General features: G+C 68.7%; 14 protein-coding genes. 7 read left to right on the top strand and 7 right to left on the bottom strand.

Translation table 11 applies throughout. The annotated features are described in order from the left end of the window. Window position 1 precedes the first annotated feature (1 nt). The 5 genes from Tharo_RS12265 to Tharo_RS12245 form a co-directional block, all read right to left on the bottom strand. A complete protein-coding gene (locus Tharo_RS12265) occupies window positions 2-1,582 on the bottom strand; it encodes an efflux RND transporter periplasmic adaptor subunit (RefSeq protein ID WP_107221453.1) in 1,581 nt (526 codons plus the stop codon). Beyond that, window positions 1,579-2,886, bottom strand: coding sequence for a TolC family protein (locus tag Tharo_RS12260; protein ID WP_245880894.1), 1,308 nt, complete (start codon window positions 2,884-2,886; stop codon window positions 1,579-1,581). Before Tharo_RS12260 ends, Tharo_RS12265 begins: the two co-directional genes overlap by 4 nt. Before the next feature lie 131 nt (window positions 2,887-3,017). Next, on the bottom strand, window positions 3,018-3,365 hold the full coding sequence (locus tag Tharo_RS12255) for a copper-binding protein (protein WP_107222413.1): 348 nt from the start codon (window positions 3,363-3,365) through the stop codon (window positions 3,018-3,020). 102 nt (window positions 3,366-3,467) lie between these two features. Next, window positions 3,468-3,968 (bottom strand): cupredoxin domain-containing protein, encoded by a 501-nt coding sequence (locus Tharo_RS12250; protein ID WP_107221452.1) that lies wholly within the window; start codon window positions 3,966-3,968, stop codon window positions 3,468-3,470. Between the two features lie 66 nt (window positions 3,969-4,034). Further along, the gene (locus Tharo_RS12245) at window positions 4,035-4,520 is read right to left on the bottom strand and encodes a hypothetical protein (RefSeq protein WP_107221451.1); all 486 of its coding nucleotides are present in this window, start codon (window positions 4,518-4,520) and stop codon (window positions 4,035-4,037) included. A gap of 188 nt (window positions 4,521-4,708) precedes the next feature. On the opposite strand from Tharo_RS12245, the gene Tharo_RS12240 reads away from it, so the two are divergent. From Tharo_RS12240 to Tharo_RS12210, 7 genes are all read left to right on the top strand, one after another. Further along, a complete protein-coding gene (locus Tharo_RS12240; RefSeq protein ID WP_107221450.1) occupies window positions 4,709-5,389 on the top strand; it encodes a heavy metal response regulator transcription factor in 681 nt (226 codons plus the stop codon). A 2-nt stretch (window positions 5,390-5,391) separates the two neighbouring features. Beyond that, window positions 5,392-6,807 carry a heavy metal sensor histidine kinase gene (locus Tharo_RS12235; RefSeq protein WP_107221449.1) on the top strand — a complete coding sequence of 472 codons (1,416 nt, stop codon included), beginning with the start codon at window positions 5,392-5,394 and terminating at the stop codon, window positions 6,805-6,807. Between the two features lie 193 nt (window positions 6,808-7,000). Further along, window positions 7,001-7,546, top strand: coding sequence for an iron transporter (locus Tharo_RS12230; RefSeq protein ID WP_107221448.1), 546 nt, complete (start codon window positions 7,001-7,003; stop codon window positions 7,544-7,546). A gap of 1 nt (window position 7,547) precedes the next feature. After that, a complete protein-coding gene (locus Tharo_RS12225) occupies window positions 7,548-9,041 on the top strand; it encodes a carbohydrate porin (RefSeq protein ID WP_107221447.1) in 1,494 nt (497 codons plus the stop codon). A gap of 94 nt (window positions 9,042-9,135) precedes the next feature. Next, complete coding sequence (locus Tharo_RS12220; protein ID WP_107221446.1) at window positions 9,136-9,474, top strand: cupredoxin domain-containing protein; 339 nt, start codon at window positions 9,136-9,138, stop codon at window positions 9,472-9,474. Between the two features lie 61 nt (window positions 9,475-9,535). After that, window positions 9,536-10,354: an FTR1 family iron permease gene (locus Tharo_RS12215; protein WP_107221445.1), complete on the top strand. Its 819-nt coding sequence runs from the start codon at window positions 9,536-9,538 to the stop codon at window positions 10,352-10,354. After that, window positions 10,351-11,760: a 4Fe-4S binding protein gene (locus Tharo_RS12210; RefSeq protein WP_245880893.1), complete on the top strand. Its 1,410-nt coding sequence runs from the start codon at window positions 10,351-10,353 to the stop codon at window positions 11,758-11,760. The genes Tharo_RS12215 and Tharo_RS12210 overlap by 4 nt, the downstream gene beginning before the upstream one ends. 7 nt (window positions 11,761-11,767) lie before the next feature. Here Tharo_RS12210 and Tharo_RS12205 read toward each other — a convergent pair whose 3' ends face one another. Continuing rightward, on the bottom strand, window positions 11,768-12,643 hold the full coding sequence (locus Tharo_RS12205; RefSeq protein ID WP_107221444.1) for a phosphoribulokinase: 876 nt from the start codon (window positions 12,641-12,643) through the stop codon (window positions 11,768-11,770). A 90-nt stretch (window positions 12,644-12,733) separates the two neighbouring features. Next, window positions 12,734-13,543: an inositol monophosphatase family protein gene (locus Tharo_RS12200; RefSeq protein ID WP_107221443.1), complete on the bottom strand. Its 810-nt coding sequence runs from the start codon at window positions 13,541-13,543 to the stop codon at window positions 12,734-12,736. Window positions 13,544-13,548 lie beyond the last annotated feature (5 nt).

Below are 13,548 nucleotides of genomic sequence, written 5' to 3'. Positions count from 1 at the left end.
CTCAGTGTCTCCCGTGGCCGCCGGCGGCCGGCGCGGCTGTGGGGGCAGGTGTGGGCGCCGCGCCTGCAAGCGGCTCGATGCCGGTGATGCGGTACTCGCCGGGCGCGCCCGCCTCGAACACGAAGCGCACCGGTGTGCCCGGGACAATGCCCTGCACCAGCGCCGGGTCGGCGATCACGAAGTCCATGGTCATCGCCGGCCACTGGAGGGCGGGGATCTCGCCGTGCGTCATCGTCACGCTGCCGGCTTCGGCATCGAGGGCATCGAAGGTGCCTTCGGCTTGGTAACGGGTCGGACTCGCCTGAGCCGGCTCGCCGGCTTCGGGGGCGATCAGGTTGGAGAGCGCGGCCTTGAGCTGACTCTCCGAGTCGATCAGGAAGTTGGCCGAGACCACCACGCGATCGCCCGCTGCAACTCCCTCCAATACTTCGACCGCGTCGCGGCCGCGCTGGCCCAGCTTCACCGGCTGCGGCTTGAAGCGGCCCTCGTCAAGGGCGAGCAGCACGACCCGGCGCTCGCCATCGTCAATGATCGCCGAGCCCGGCACGGTGAGCTTCGGCGTGGCATCGCCCGCCGCCAGCGCGACCTGGGCGAACATCCCGGGGCGCAACAGGCCCTCCGGGTTGTCCAGTTCGAGGCGCACGCGCGTGCTGCGCGTGGCGGCGTCGAGCGTCGGATAGAGGTAATCGACCCGCGCCGCAAAGCTGCGACCGGGGTAGGCCTCGAGCGTGACCTGGGCGCTCTGGCCGCGCTGCACGCGGGCGAGATCCTGTTCATACACATCGGCGATGATCCATACCTTCGACAGGTCGGCGATGCGGAACAATGCCTCGCCCGGCATGAAGCGGCCGCCCTGGATGGCTTCCTTCTCCAGCACCACGCCGCTCACCGGGGCGTGGAAGACCTGGCGTGCGCTGGCCTGGCCGGCTACTTCCAGATTGCGCAGGCGCGCCCGCGTGGCCTCGGCGAGACGGCGGGCGGACTCGCTGGCGACCGGATCCTGGGCGGCGCTCTGGCGGGCCAGGCGCTCGGCGATGCGCAACTCCTCGCCGGTGGATTGCAGCTCGGGGCTGTAGGCGGTGAACAGCGGCTGGCCCTTTTTCACCGGATCGCCCACCGCATTCACATGCAGGCGCTCGATCCAGCCCTCGAAGCGCGGCGCCACCACCACCTGGGTGCGCTCGTCGATCTCGATCCGGCCGCTGGCACGCACCGCGGCGTCTACCGTGCGCAGTTCGACTTCGGCGGTCTTCACCCCCAGGGTCTGGATGCGCGCCGGACTGACCACCACCGCGCCGCTGTCGTCGGGCTTGTCGTCGGCATAGACCGGGATGTAATCCATGCCCATCGAGTCCTTCTTCGGCACCGGCGAGGTGTCGGGCAGGCCCATCGGGTTGCGGTAGTAGAGGATCTGGCGCTCCCCCACCGCACCGGCTTCGGCGGATGCGGCGGCCGGGGCGGTGGGGGCAGCACCGGCCGCCGCAGGTGTTGCCGCATGTTGCGTCTGTGCAAACCAGTACCCCGCACCCGCAGCGATCGCGACTGCTACGGCGATTGTCGTCTTCCGGACGGCAGCGCTCACTTGAATTCCCCTGTCAATTTCCTGATTTCGGTCAGCGCCAGCCGCGTTTCGAGTTCGGTCTGAAGCTGGCGCGTGCGGATGTCGATGAGCTGGCGCTCGGCTTCGATCACGCTGTCGAAGTCGACCTTGCCGCTGGCGAGCGCGGCCTGGCTGGCATCGCGCGTAGCCTGCGCCTGCGGCAGCAGCGTGTGTTGGAGCAGGCGCAAGGTCTCGCGGCCCTGCACATACATCGACCAGGCGCTGCCGAGCTCGCCGGAAGTGCGCGCCCTGGCGTCCTCGCGCCGCGCCTCGGCCGCCAGCAGCATGTACTCGGCTTCGCGCTCCCTGGCGCGACGGCTGGACTGCTGCAGCGGGATCATCACCTCGAACATCACGTCCCATGAGGCCTTGCCTTCGTAGGGACGGTTGTTGCGCACGCCGACGGCGAAGTCCGGCAGACGGTTCCGGTAGGTGCGTTCGCGCTCGGCGCTGGCGACGTCGATGCCGGAGCCGGCGGCATTCACCTCCGGGTTGGCGCTCGCCGCGGCCTCGAACAGCACGGTCGCCTCGAGCCGCTCGGGCAGGGGGGCGGGATTGTCCGGCGGCGCCAGCGGGGCGTCATGCGCGCGGCCGAGCAGGCCGTTGAGCCCGGCGGCGAGGCCCTTGCGCCGCTGCTCGACCTCGACCAGCGCGAGGCGCTGGGCGGTGATCTCGCGCTGCATGCGCAGCACCGCCTGCTGCGGCAGAAGACCCAACTCGTAACGAGCGAGGCTGAGCTGCTCCAGGCTTTGCAGCAGGGTCAGCCCCTCGCGGGTGAGGGCGTGCTCGCGGTCGGCGGCGTAGTAGCGCAACCACAGCGTCTCGATCTTTGCCGCAAGCTCGGCCCAGGAGGTATCGCGCATCGCATCGGCCTGAGTCGCCTGGGCTGTGGCCGCCTTCACCGCCAGCTCGCGCTTGCCCCAGCCGGGCAGCGGCTGGGTGATGCGGTAGCGTGTCTCCCCCACCTGGCCGGGCAGCAGCGAAGCCGAGCGCCCGTTCATGGTGTTGGTGGCGTCCATCAGCTCGACTTCGAAGGTCGGATCGGGCAGCGCGCCGGCCGGCGTCACGCGCTCCTGCGCGGCCAAGGCTTCGGCGCGCGCAGCGGCAAAGCCGGGGTTGCTCTGGCGCGCATGGTCGATCAGCGTCTCGGGGCTCGCGCCGAGCGCCGGGGCGTCGGGTGAGCCTTGGCTCCAGGCACCGCCGCTTCCGAGCGTGAGCGCGAGCACCAGCGCAAGCGTCGCCGGGCGCGGCAGGTGAGATGAGGGGGCTGCGAAGATGGATTTCATCGAGAAACGATTCCGGCAGGCGGTCGAGCGCATGCGCAGGCCCTTCGCCACCCGCCTCATCGTTCAGCGACCGAGGGGGCAGCCCCGCGCGGATAGTCAGCGTGGAGCGCGACGCACCTGCGAGGTAGGTGTCACTGAGCGGCTTCGAGGGCGGTGACCGTCAGCGCGCCGCCGACCCTCTCGACCGCGAAGCGGATCTTGTCGCCCGCCTTGACCTGATCGAGCATGCCCGGCTCGGCCGCGCGGAACGCCATGGTCATCGCCGGCATGCCGAGCGATTCGAGCGGGCCATGGGCGATGGTGAGCTTGCCTGCCGACTTGTCGATCTTCTTGACCGTGCCCTCGGACAGCTTGGCATCGGCTTCGCTCGGGGCACTCGCTCCGCCGTGGTGTGCATCGTGATCGGCCTGCGCGAACGCAAGCGGGGCGCCGCCGCCGAGCAGGGCCAGGAGTGCAGTGGTGATGAGGGTTTTCTTCATGATGGGCTTCTCCAAGGGTTGAATTTCTGCGTGAATTCGAAAGTCAGCACGATTATGCGAAGCGCTCACCGACAGGACGCTGACGCACGGATTACATTTCTGTCAGCCAACCTTGATCGTGCCGATCATGCCGGCCTGGAAGTGGCCTGGAATCAGGCAGGCGAACTGGAATTCGCCGGCGCGGTTGAAGTGCCAGGTCATCTCGCCGCGCCGACCTGGCGCGACATGCGCCATCCATGGCTCGTCATGTTCCATCCCGGGAAAGCGCTGCATCATCTCCGCGTGCTCGGCCAGGGTCTTGGGCGTACCGACCACCATCTCGTGCATCACCGCACCTCGATTTTCGTGGGCGAAGCGGATCGTCTCGCCCAGGCGTACCTCGATGCGGTCCGGCACGAAGCGCATTTCGTCGGTCATCATGATGGCGATCGTGCGCGAGACGGATTTCTCATCGCCCGCAATCCCCCATTCCTGCTGCTCCTTTGGAGGTTCGGACGCTGCTTTGTCGACATGCTCGGCATTGCCATGGGCGAACGCACCGCGGTGCAAGCTGAGAACCCCGGCGGCGAGGCCGAGTGTGAGAAACCGACGACGACTTTGCATGGGAATTCCTGTCTCTGTGGCTTGAATCGCGGGAGCGTGGGGAGCCAGCGCTCCACGCCCGGGTGTTCAGTTCGGCGCAGCCGGGAGGGCGCCGGGGCGCATCTTCATCATGCGTTCCATCATCCCCATGTGCTGTTGCATCAGCTTCATGTGCTCCTGCATGAGCTTGGGATCCATCATCATGCCGCCCATTGGCCCAGCCCCGGTTCCCGCCCCAGGTCCAGCCCCAGGTCCAGCCCCCTTCATCATCGGGCCTGCGCCCATGGGGCCGCCCTGCATCTGGCCACCCATCACCGGGCAACCTGCAGGGATGCCCTGCGAGGCCGCCTCGAGGGCCTTGACCTGCTCCTCCATCAGGGCCATGCGGTGCGCAGGATCGGTCGTTTCACGGATCGACTTCATGCGCGCCTGAAGCGCGGGAACGCTCGATGCGGGCGGCCAGGCCTGTGCCTGGTCCATCGACTGCGCGAGGGTCGGGCCGGCATGCAAGGCTGCACTCAGTGCAAGGACCGGCATCAGTCCGGCGAGACGATAAAGACGGTGCTTTTTCATGGTCGATCTCCCATCGGTTGCGGGGTGAATCCTGCGGGCCACGGGGCGCCGTGCCACGCAGGGCATCTTGCGCCCGGCTGCCTGTCGCCGGCCTGACCTGGAGGTTACATTTCTGTAATCCCGCGTGGCGTCCGGGCCCGAGGTGCAAAATCGGCCGCACGCAGAAAGAAACATGCAGGAGTAAAACCATGAAAATCCTCATCGTCGAAGACGAGATCAAGACCGGCGACTACCTGCGCCAGGGACTGACCGAGGCCGGATTTGTCGCCGACCTCGCCAGGGACGGGCTCGATGGGCTGCACCTCGCACTCAATGGCGACTACGACCTCGTCGTGCTCGATGTGATGCTGCCTTCGCTCGATGGCTGGGGAATCCTGCAGACGCTGCGCCGCAACAACCGGGCGATGCCGGTGCTGTTCCTGACCGCGCGTGATCAGGTCGAGGACCGGGTCCGCGGCCTCGAACTCGGCGCCGACGACTACCTGGTCAAGCCTTTCGCGTTTTCCGAGTTCCTTGCGCGTGTGCGCACGCTCCTGCGCCGGGGGCGGAGCCAGGAACCCGAGATGCTGCGCTCGGCGAACCTGGAGCTGGATCTGCTGCGCCGCCGGGTGACCCGCTGCGGGCAACGCATCGACCTGACCGCCAAGGAATTCGCCCTGCTCGAACTGCTGCTGCGGCGCAAGGGCGAGGTGCTGCCGCGCTCCCTGATCGCTTCGCAGGTCTGGGACATGAACTTCGACAGCGACACCAACGTGATCGAGGTCGCCGTTCGCAGGCTGCGGGTAAAGGTCGACGACCCCTTCGAGCCCAAGCTGATCCGCACCGTGCGCGGCATGGGCTACGTGCTCGAAGCGATGGAGCCGGCCTGACGATGATCCGCATCCGTTCGCTGACCGCGCGCCTGGCAAGCCTTTTCGCGGCCCTGACCGCCTCCCTGCTGGTATTGGCGGCGGTGCTTTTCGGACGCATGCTGGAGGCGCACTTCCAGGAACTGGACCTGCACGAATTGAACGGAAAGCTCGCCCTCATCCGCAATGCCCTGCAGGATGAGAGCGGGGATTCCGCGCTGGCGGAGCGCATCCAGGTGCTCGAGCGCGCCTTTGTCGGGCACGAAAGCGTCGGCGTCCTGCTGCGAGCAATCGACGGGCGCGTGGTGCACGTCATTCATCCGGAGCATTTCACCCTCGCGCAACGTGCGGGCACGCCCCTCGCCGCTACGATGGGCGACGGGGCGGGCGACTGGTCGGTCGAGGGGCGGCCCCATCGCGGGGTCGAGGCCCGCGTCGCGCTGCCGGGGGCCGGCGCGGGCGATGCCGCAGTCGAAGTCCTGGTGGCGCTGGATCTGTCGCATCACGCGCACTTCCTCGCCTCTGTGCGCAGCGCGACCTGGGGGGGCGTGGCCGTGGCGGCGCTGGTGGCGGCCCTGTTCGGATGGCTTGCCGCTCACCGGGGGCTCGCTCCGCTGCGCCGGGTCACCGAGACCGCCCGCAGGCTCTCGGCCCGGCAGCTGGGCGAACGGCTTGCGGCCGGCGATGCGCCCCTTGAGGTGCGTGACCATGTCGAAGCCTTCAATGGCATGCTCGCCCGCCTGGAAGCCGCGTTCCAGCGCCTTGCCGACTATTCGGCGGATATCGCGCACGAGCTGCGCACGCCGGTCTCGAACCTGATGACCCAGACCCAGGTCGCGCTGTCGCGGCCGCGCACGGCCGAGGAATACCAGGACATCCTCGCCTCCAACCTCGAGGAATACGAGCGCATCGCGCGCATGGTCAGCGACATGCTGTTCCTTGCCAAGGCGGATGGAAACACGCTCGCCCGCGGGGGCGAGTCGATCGATCTGGCCCGCGAGGCCGATGCGCTGATCGACTTCTATGAAGCGCTCGCCGATGAGCGCAGAGTCCGCATCGTGCGCACGGGCGGGGCGACCGTTCGGGGCGACCGCGCGATGTTGCGGCGGGCACTGTCGAACCTGATCTCGAACGCCTTGCGCCACACGCCGGCGGGCGGCGAAATCACGATCGCGATCGAATCCGACGACGCTCGCATCCGCCTGGTCGTGAGCAACGTCGGCGACCCCATCCCCGCCGATCAGCTCGAGCGCATCTTCGACCGCTTCCACCGCGGCAATGCCCAGCGTGAGTCTCACGGCGAGGGGGCGGGACTGGGGCTCGCAATCACGCGCTCGATCGTTCGCGCACATGGGGGGGAGATCAGCGCTCGATCCTCCGAAGGCATCACCCGATTCGCGATCGCCATCCCCCGGCATACTTCGACCTCGGCCACTTGACCGAGCGGCGGGCGGCCTAGTTGCCCCCAGTCACCGTCATGGGTAGAGCGGAACCTGGATGAATACCGGCAAATGCATTCACCGAGACAGTGTCGTATTGCAATCAATTCTCAATATCGATATTATTTCCGCCTGTGTTCCGGCTGGCGCGTGCGCCGGCTTTTTTGATCCTTTCCCATGAATCGGAGAGTCCATGTCCCGCATCCCGTTTTGCACTCTGGTCACCGCGGCGCTGACAGCGCTGTCGTTCAGCGCCCACGCCCTCGAGTACCCGATCGGTACGCCGCAGCAGCGCCATGGCATGGAAGTGGCGGCCGTCTATCTGCAGCCGATCGAGATGGAACCGGATGGCATGATGAAGAAGGCGAGCGAGTCGGACATCCATATCGAGGCCGACATCCGTGCGCTCGCCGACAACCCGAACGGCTTCGAGGAAGGCAGCTGGATTCCCTACCTGACGGTCAAGTTCGAGATCACCAAGGTCGGCGGCGACTGGAAGCAGTCCGGCGACTTCATGCCGATGGTGGCGAGCGACGGTCCGCACTATGGCGACAACATCAAGCTCGACGGCCCCGGCAAGTACACGGTCAAGTACACGATCCTGCCGCCGGGCGAGGGGCACGGCAACCACTTCGGCCGCCACACCGACCGCGCCACCGGAGTGCGGCCGTGGTTCAAGCCTTTCGAAGTGGAGAACGAATTCACCTATGTCGGCATCGGCAAGAAGGGCGGCTACTGAGATGGCGCCCCCGCGCATTGCCCGCACGGCGCTTGCCGCCGCGCTGCTCGCTGCCGCCGCTGGCGGCGCGGCGCAGGCGGCGACCCCGACCCAGGACAAGCTGTTCGCCGAGCTGCGTCGGCTCGCCGAGCGGGTCGACAAGCTCGAAAAGCGCAACAGCGAGCTCGAAGCCCGCCTCGCTGCGCCGGCGCCGGCCCCCGCGCTCGCGCAGCGCGTCGCCGCGCTCGAGCAGGCCAGCAAGGAAGTCGCCGCCGGCCTCGAGAGCGACCGCATCAGCGCCCGCGAACCCGAACTCGTGACCCGCCTGAAGGCGGTCGAGGCCAAGACCCAGGCGATCGGCGCGCCCACCCGCCTGGCCGAAGCGCTCGACGGTATCGCGGTCGAGGCCAGCGTCGCCGCGGTGGCGCAGCGCATCGACGGCGACGCCAATGCCGACGGCAACGACGTCTCGCTGCTGTCGTGGCGCGGCGATCTCGGCATCACCCTGCCTGCAGGCGACATCGGTGCCGGTACCGGCGAGTTCTTCGCCCAGCTGCGCGTCGGCCAGGAGGGTGAAGGCCTGCCCGAGGCCAATCCGGCCTTCACCGGCGCTTACAACAGTCTCGCCTTCCAGGGCGGCGCCGGTTCGCAGGACAGCTACGCGATCGTCGCCCAGGCCTGGTATCAGCTGACGACGCCGCTCGGTACGGACCCGAGCACGCCGCACAGCCTGCAGCTCACCGTGGGCAAGATGGACCCCTTCGTATTCTTCGACCAGAACGCGATCGCCGACAACGAGGCGGAGAAGTTCCTCAACAACGTCTTCGTGCATAACCCGCTGCTCGACTCGGGCGGTGCGGTCGGCGCCGACGACTACGGCTTCAGCCCCGGCCTGCGCCTGGCCTACCGCAACGAGCGCAGTGCGCCGGACTGGTGGCAGGCTTCGGTGGCCGCGTTCGGTGCCGGCGAGGGGGCGAAGTTCGGGCGCAGCTTCACCAAGCCCTTCGTCATCGGCCAGCTCGAGTACGGGCGCAAGAACCAGGGCTTCGACGGCAACTATCGCCTCTATGCCTGGCGCAACGGTCAGTACGAGGGCTTCGACGGCAGCGTCGATGCCACCACCGGCTGGGGCCTGAGCATCGACCAGCGCGTGCATGAAGATCTCGCCCTGTTCGCCCGCTACGGCCGTGCGAGTTCGGGCAAGGCCGCCTTTGACCGCGCGCTGACCGTGGGCGGCGAGCTCACCGGCAATGCCTGGGGCCGTGGTGCCGACGGCGTCGGCCTGGCCTGGGCCTGGCTGCGCGCGAGCGACGAGTTCCGCGCCGAAGCGCCGCTGTCGCCCGATTTCGGCTACGACGCCCGCGGCGCCGAGCAGGTCGCTGAGCTCTACTACCGCTGGCAGGTGAACCCGCAGCTGTCGCTGACCCCCGACCTGCAGTACATCCGGCGGGCCGCCGCCGACCCCGAGGCGGAATCGGTGACGGTGTTCGGCCTGCGTGGACTGTATGCGTTCTGACCAGCGGCCGCCCTCTCTGCGCCGCCCCCGCTCTGCCCCGTCCGGCTTCGTGCCGGGCGGGGTTTTTCGCCATTCAGCACACCCTGCCGAGATCATGAATCCTGCCCGCCTGTCCGCAGCGGCCTTCGCTGCCGCCCTGCTCGCCGCGCCGCTCGTGGCGCATGCCGAGATGCCCACCTTCGAGGTCGTCGCCGAGAACGGCCGCTTCACCCCCGAAACCATCGAAGTGCCGGCCGACACCCGCTTCCGCCTGCGCCTGACCAACCGCAACGCCGGCCCGGAAGAGTTCGAGACCACGCGCCCGTTCAAGGAACTCGTGGTCGGCCCCGGCGTCACCCGCACGACGATCTACCCGCCGCTCAAGGCCGGCACTTATCCCTTTTTCGGCGAGTTCCATCCCGACACCGCAAAAGGCCAGTTCATCGCGCGCTGACCCGGGCCGAAGCGCCGCGGGCGGTATCTAAAAATGACGAGTACGGTCGAGAGCAAGAACCATGGGTAATGCATTGTTCATCGTCTGGCGCGAAAGCGTCGAAGCGATCCTGGTGATCAGCATCCTCTACGCCTGGATCGGCGCGCGCGGCGACGGCCGCATCGGGGTGCGCCACCTGTGGGCAGGGGTCGGCGGCGGGCTGGTGCTCGCCGGCGTGCTCGCGCTCGCCATGCTCGGCCTCAGCAGCCAGCTCGCCGGCGACGCGCTGGAACTCTTCCAGGCCGCGATCGTGATCCTCGCCGCCGGCCTGATCACCCACATGGTGTTGTGGATGCGTGCCCACGGCCGCTACATGAAGCGCGAGCTCGAGGCTGGCCTGGCGCGTGCGGCGGAGAACGCCGGCGGGCTGTCGGTGGCGCTGCTGGCGGCGATCGCGGTCGGGCGCGAGGGCGCGGAGACGGTGCTGTTCCTCTACGGGCTCGGCCTCGAGCAGTCGGGCGTGGCGCTCAACGCCATGCTCGCCGGCGCCGGCATCGGTTTCGTGCTGGCGCTGCTGACCGCCTGGCTGATCCAGCGCGGTGCGCACTGGCTGCCGCAGCGGGTGTTCTTCCGCGCCAGCGAGCTGGTGTTGCTGCTGCTCGCCGCCGGCTTGCTGGTGGCGGGCGTGGAACGCCTGATCAACCTCGAATGGCTGCCGCCGCTGCTCGAGCCGGTGTGGGACAGCTCGGCGCTGCTCGACGATGGCGGCACGCTCGGCGGCATCGCCAGCGCCTTCGCCGGCTACCGTTCGCAGCCCTCGCTGATGGCACTGTGCGCGTGGGGCGGCTACTGGCTGCTGGTCGCCGGGCTCGGCCGCCTGCAGCGGCGGAGGGCGGCATGAGCTGCGGCACTCCGGTGTCGATGGTGGCGTCGCGTCCGGCGCCGCGCCGGCGCCCCGCGCTTGCCCGTCTCGGTGAGGCGATGCGCCGTCATCGCGGCTGGATCGTCGGCATCCAGTGGGCGGTGCTGGCGGTGTACCTGTTCCTCGTCGTCACCCCCGCCTTCCTGCCGCTGCCCGATTCCCGCGCCCGCCTGTGGGACGACCTGACCCTGTTCGCACAGTTCGTGTTCTGGGGCCTGTGGTGGCCGTTCGTGCTGCTGTCGATGATGCTGATGGGGCGGGTGTGGTGCGGCGTGCTGTGCCCGGAAGGCTTCCTCGCCGAGCAGGCGTCGCGCGTCGGCCTCGGCCGCCCGGTGCCGCGCTGGATCAAGTGGGGGGGCTGGCCTTTCGTCGCCTTCGTCCTCACCACCGTCTATGGGCAGCTGGTCAGCGTCTACGAGTACGCCCAGGCGGCGCTGCTGGTGCTCGGCGGTTCGACCGTCGCCGCGGTCGCGGTCGGCCTCGTCTATGGCCGTGGCAAGCGTGTCTGGTGTCGCCACCTGTGCCCGGTGAGCGGCGTGTTCGGCCTGCTCGCGCGCCTCGCCCCGGTGCATTTCCGCACCGACCGCGCCGCCTGGGAGGCCGCACCGGCGCGCAAGGGGGGGGCGGTCGACTGCGCGCCGCTGGTCGACATCCGCCGCATGGAGAGCGCCTCCGACTGCCATATGTGCGGGCGCTGCGCCGGCCATCGCGACGCGGTGAGCCTCGCCGCGCGCCTGCCTGGCAGCGAAGTCGCGCGCCTGCGCGGTACCGATGTCCAGCCCTGGGAAGTGCGCCTGCTCGTGTTCGGCGTCATCGGCACCGCGATCGGCGCCTTCCAGTGGTCGGCTTCGCCCTGGTTCGTGCGCGCCAAGCTCGCGGTCGCCGAGTGGCTGGTCGAGCGCGAGGCCTTCGCCCTCTTCGGCAGCGACATTCCGTGGTGGCTGCTGACCCATTACCCGGAAGCGAGCGACGTGTTCACCTGGCTCGACGGCCTGATGATCCTCGCTTACATCGGCGCCGCCGCGCTCCTCATCGGCGGCTGGATCAGCCTCTGGCTGCGCGTGGCGGGCCTTGCCCTGGGTGAGGCCCGGGCGCACCTGCGCCTGGCCTACGCGCTGATTCCGCTGGGCGGCGTCGGTGTGTTCCTGGGCCTGTCGGCGCTGACCGTGACCCTGCTCGCGGCCGAAGGCGTGGTGATTCCAGCGCTGCCGCTCTGGCGCGGCGGGCTGCTCGCGCTCGCCACCGCCGCCAGCCTCGCCCTCGCCGTCGTGCAGTTGCGCCGTGCGCCGCCGTCCGCGGCCCGCCGGGGCGCGGCCTTCGCCGCCTTCGCGGTGGCGACGGCCGGCGCGGTGCTGCCGTGGGTGACGATGTTCTACCTGTGGTGAGGGCGGCTCACACCCACTGCCGGCGGCGCTCCATCAGCTTCCAGATCAGCGGCGTCAGGATCAGCTGCATCGCCAGGTCGAGCTTGCCGCCCGGGATGACGATGGTGTTGGCGCGGCTCATGAACGCATCGTGGATCATGCGCAGCAGATAGGGGAAGTCGACGCCGCGCGGGTCCTTGAAGCGGATCACCACCATCGACTCGTCCTGGGTGGGGACGCTGGTGGCGATGAACGGATTCGAAGTGTCGACCACCGGCACGCGCTGGAAGTTGATGTGGGTGCGGGCGAACTGGGGCACGATGTGATGCACGTAGTCGTGCATGCGGCGCAGGATGGTGTCCTGGACCGCCTCGGCGGTGTAGCCGCGGAGCTTGGTGTCGCGATGCAGCTTCTGGATCCATTCGAGGTTGATGATCGGCACCACGCCGATCAGCAGATCGACATGGCGGGCGACGTCAACTTCGTCGGTCACCAGGGCGCCGTGCAGGCCTTCGTAGAACAGGCAGTCGGTGCCCACCGGCAGGTCTTCCCATTCGGTGAACGTGCCCATCGGCAGGTTCCAGCGCATCGACTCGGCTTCGTTGTGGATGTAGTAGCGCCGCCGCCCGGTGGCCGATTCGCCGTAGGCGCGGAGCAGGCTTTCGAGCTCGGCGAGCAGGTTCGCCTCCGGGCCGAAATGGCTGATGCCGCGCAGGTGGGTGCGCTCGGCGTCCTCGATCAGGGCTTTCATTTCGGCCCGGGTGTAGCGGTGGAAGCTGTCGCCTTCGACGATCGCGGCGTTGACGCTTTCGCGCTGGAAGATCGCCTCGAAAGTGTGTTTGACCGTGGTGGTGCCGGCGCCGGACGAGCCGGTGACGGCGATGATCGGGTGCTTCATGGACATGGTGGTCTCCGCCGGAGGCGTGCGCTGTCGGAGCGGCGCGGTGGTGGGTCCGCCGCTGGGTGGCGGCAAGGCGTGCGCGGGACGGGGGCGTCAGGAGTGCCCCTTGACCCAGGCCGACCATTCGGCAAACAGCGCCGGACTGGCCGCGGTAATCACTCCGCGCTTGATCGCCGGCCCCGACATCAGCGTCCCGCCGTCGAGCGCTTCGGCCTGGCCGCCGGCCTCGGCGAGGATCAGGCAGCCCGCGGCGTAATCCCACAGCATCTGCCCGCCATGCAGATAGACATCGAGGCGGCCGGCGGCGACGAAACACCATTCGAGCGCGCTCGAACCGAAGTTGCGCTGGGAGTAGTAGGGCGGGCGCACGGCGAGTTCGTCGCCGAGATGGTGGCTGATGCGCTTGAAGTCCACGCCGGCGACGGCGTCGTGGAGCGAGGCCGCGCTCGGGCGCAGCGGCAGTTCGGTGCCGTTGAGGAAGGCGCCGGCGCCGCGGGCGGCGTAGAAGGATTCATCGGTGATCGGGTTGTAGACGACGCCGAGGACCGGCTGGTGGTTGATCAGGTAGGCGATCGAGACGGCGAACAGCGGAATGCCGTTGGCAAAATTGGTGGTGCCGTCGATGGGGTCGATGCACCACAGGCCGCGCCCGCCTTCGTTCCAGAGCATGGCCTGTTCGGCGGCGCTCATCTCTTCGCCGAGCACCGCGCCCGGCAGCAGCTGCGGCAGCGCTTCGGAAAAGCGGTGCTGGGAGATGAGGTCGGCTTCGGTAAACAGCGAGCCGTCGGCCTTGCGGCTGCGCGACGACTTCAGGTAGCGCGGCAGGATTTCCTCGCGCGCGATGTCGCGCACCAGGGATTCGAGCGCTCGGGCGCGCGCGAGGCGCTGCGAGGCGGTGGGCATGACGG

Source organism: Thauera aromatica K172, assembly GCF_003030465.1.
GTDB lineage: Bacteria > Pseudomonadota > Gammaproteobacteria > Burkholderiales > Rhodocyclaceae > Thauera > Thauera aromatica.
The sequence above is the reverse complement of the archived record's forward strand: the minus strand, read 5'-3'. Positions and strand labels throughout refer to the sequence as shown.

Coding starts and splice junctions, on each gene's coding strand:
- Tharo_RS12260 (WP_245880894.1), bottom strand. CDS start 2,886: ATGAAATCCATCTTCGCAGCCCCCTCATCTCACCTGCCGCGCCCGGCG.
- Tharo_RS12255 (WP_107222413.1), bottom strand. CDS start 3,365: ATGAAGAAAACCCTCATCACCACTGCACTCCTGGCCCTGCTCGGCGGC.
- Tharo_RS12250 (WP_107221452.1), bottom strand. CDS start 3,968: ATGCAAAGTCGTCGTCGGTTTCTCACACTCGGCCTCGCCGCCGGGGTT.
- Tharo_RS12245 (WP_107221451.1), bottom strand. CDS start 4,520: ATGAAAAAGCACCGTCTTTATCGTCTCGCCGGACTGATGCCGGTCCTT.
- Tharo_RS12240 (WP_107221450.1), top strand. CDS start 4,709: ATGAAAATCCTCATCGTCGAAGACGAGATCAAGACCGGCGACTACCTG.
- Tharo_RS12235 (WP_107221449.1), top strand. CDS start 5,392: ATGATCCGCATCCGTTCGCTGACCGCGCGCCTGGCAAGCCTTTTCGCG.
- Tharo_RS12230 (WP_107221448.1), top strand. CDS start 7,001: ATGTCCCGCATCCCGTTTTGCACTCTGGTCACCGCGGCGCTGACAGCG.
- Tharo_RS12225 (WP_107221447.1), top strand. CDS start 7,548: ATGGCGCCCCCGCGCATTGCCCGCACGGCGCTTGCCGCCGCGCTGCTC.
- Tharo_RS12220 (WP_107221446.1), top strand. CDS start 9,136: ATGAATCCTGCCCGCCTGTCCGCAGCGGCCTTCGCTGCCGCCCTGCTC.
- Tharo_RS12215 (WP_107221445.1), top strand. CDS start 9,536: ATGGGTAATGCATTGTTCATCGTCTGGCGCGAAAGCGTCGAAGCGATC.
- Tharo_RS12210 (WP_245880893.1), top strand. CDS start 10,351: ATGAGCTGCGGCACTCCGGTGTCGATGGTGGCGTCGCGTCCGGCGCCG.
- Tharo_RS12205 (WP_107221444.1), bottom strand. CDS start 12,643: ATGTCCATGAAGCACCCGATCATCGCCGTCACCGGCTCGTCCGGCGCC.
- Tharo_RS12200 (WP_107221443.1), bottom strand. CDS start 13,543: ATGCCCACCGCCTCGCAGCGCCTCGCGCGCGCCCGAGCGCTCGAATCC.